We start from the raw sequence: 2,092 nt of genomic DNA, 5'->3' as shown, positions 1-2,092 counted from the left end.
CTGCCATAAAGTGTTAACACTGAATGGGAAGGATGGCTCTAAACGGCTGTCTTTCTTTTATTTTTTGTCCTAAATAATTTAAATTAAGATGAAAAAATAATTGGATACGAATGTCCCCTTCTAAAATATATTGTTTACTTATTGCAATAACCACAAATGTAGTATATTACCACCTTATGTAAAGCAGTAAATACTAAAGAAATGGCAAATGTTAAACGTATTAATTTAGACGAATTGCTTACTTTATGGCAGGCATTATATGTCAAGCGAGTTCTCGTTCAACAGGAAGTCGTAAACGCTCATTGTAGTTATACCAGCTTCATTGCGGTGGACCATTATATCGTCACCGGTAACTATGATTCGTTTGAAGAAATCGTCCACTTTCATTAACGAAGCCTCTTCCTGCTCGACTTTCTCCCTTGTCGGCAAAGAATACGCCGACTGCACATAATAACGTTTGCTGCCGAGGTTGCATACAAAGTCTATTTCCAATTGCACACGTTGCTGTTTGCCTTCAGGGTTTATCGTCCTTGTGGGAACAACGCCTACGTCAACGTTAAAGCCACGCATCAGCAGTTCGTTGTATATGGCGTTCTCCATCAAGTGCGTTTTCTCAGTCTGGCGGAAGTTCAACCTTGCGTTCCTAAGCCCCAAGTCGCAGAAATAATACTTGAACGGCGTGTCAATATAACGTTTGCCTTTTATGTCATACCGTGTGGCTTTCTCTATCAGGAAGGCATCCTGGAGATAATCAAGGTATTTTTTTATCGTAGCACTGCTGATTTCCGCTTTCTTCACACTTTTAAACGTGTCTGCAAGTTTGTTCGGATTGGTGAGACAACTGACGTTCGACGAAATGATGTCAAGCAGCTCTTCAAGGTCATCATCCTTCCGTATGTTATATCTGTCTTTAATGTCACGAAGGTAGGTTTCGGTAAACAGCGACTTAAGGAATTGTGATTTTTGCGCTTCCGTGGTATAGTCGAATATCTGTGGCAGGCCGCCGAATGTCATATATTCATCAAGTCCTTTCTGCACAGTTCCTTCATAAACGGACATATACTCCTTGAACGACAGCGGATACATCCTTATTTCATGGCCTCTCCCCCTGAACTCGGTTATAACGTCCTTTGAAAGAAGTCTGGCATTGCTTCCGGTCACATAGATGTCAACATTGCTCCTCCGCAAAAAGCTGTTCAATACATCGGCAAAATCATCGACCAATTGGATTTCGTCAAGAAGGAAATAGTGCATACCATTATCCATTATGCTTTTGTCAAGGTATTGATAAAGTTCATCCGGATTACGGAGTTTCCTGTTTTGGAAGCTATCAAGATCCACCTTTATGATATGAGACACGTCAACACCAATATTGAGCAGGTTATTATAAAACAGGTTGAACAACACGTAAGACTTGCCGCACCTTCTTATACCAGTGATTATCTTAACGAAGCCGGTATGCCTCATTGCCTCCAATTCTGAGAGGTATCTATCGCGTTTTATTTCCATGCTATTTCAGATTTGTGACTATATTGCCGGATATTTGCAGTACAAAGATACTCCAATTTTTCCAAAGAGCCAAACGTCTATTTCATATTTGTGGCATCTTGTCCATATTTATAAAATAAAAATCGGAAGTGCTTAAAATATGGCAAAATAATCGTTAATGGCCAAAAAGCAACGGATGAAATGTCAGCAAATCTTGCTTAATATTACACGGAGGATAGACCTAAACGGCTGTCTTTCTTATATTTTTCATGATGAGATTAGAAAATCAATAATTTGTTTAATATCAAAATCATTAGTGTCCCGTTAAAATGAGACGAGTTAAACAATTAATCAAATATCCCCGGAATCAGGGGATCATTTAGATCTTTGACATCATTGAAATTAGTCTTGTCGAACAGGTCACGCAAGTAGGTTTTGTCTGTCAATGATATGCTGAGAATTTGCAAAACTTCATAGGTTGAGCGTTTCAACTTCATATCATGTTGGACAATAGCCACAAGACAGTATGTGATAATAGCCACACTGATTTGTATGCGGACGGCGTTCTCTGTTGTGCCCCAGAATTTCTTTATCTTGAGGTGCT

Annotated in this window: 1 protein-coding gene and 1 pseudogene; both read right to left on the bottom strand. The window is 39.3% G+C overall.

Features of this window, described 5'->3' with window-relative positions:
* Positions 1-255: 255 nt before the first annotated feature.
* Positions 256-1,509: an ATP-binding protein gene (locus H6A34_RS14195; protein WP_205106046.1), complete on the bottom strand. Its 1,254-nt coding sequence runs from the start codon at positions 1,507-1,509 to the stop codon at positions 256-258.
* A 326-nt stretch (positions 1,510-1,835) separates the two neighbouring features.
* Positions 1,836-2,092, bottom strand: a pseudogene (locus H6A34_RS14190) (IS4 family transposase); the annotation flags it as partial.

Origin of the sequence: Marseilla massiliensis (assembly GCF_016899855.1) — a bacterium.
Classification (GTDB): domain Bacteria; phylum Bacteroidota; class Bacteroidia; order Bacteroidales; family Bacteroidaceae; genus Prevotella.
This window is presented reverse-complemented; position numbering and strand designations above follow the sequence as displayed.

Coding starts and splice junctions, on each gene's coding strand:
- H6A34_RS14195 (WP_205106046.1), bottom strand. CDS start 1,509: ATGGAAATAAAACGCGATAGATACCTCTCAGAATTGGAGGCAATGAGG.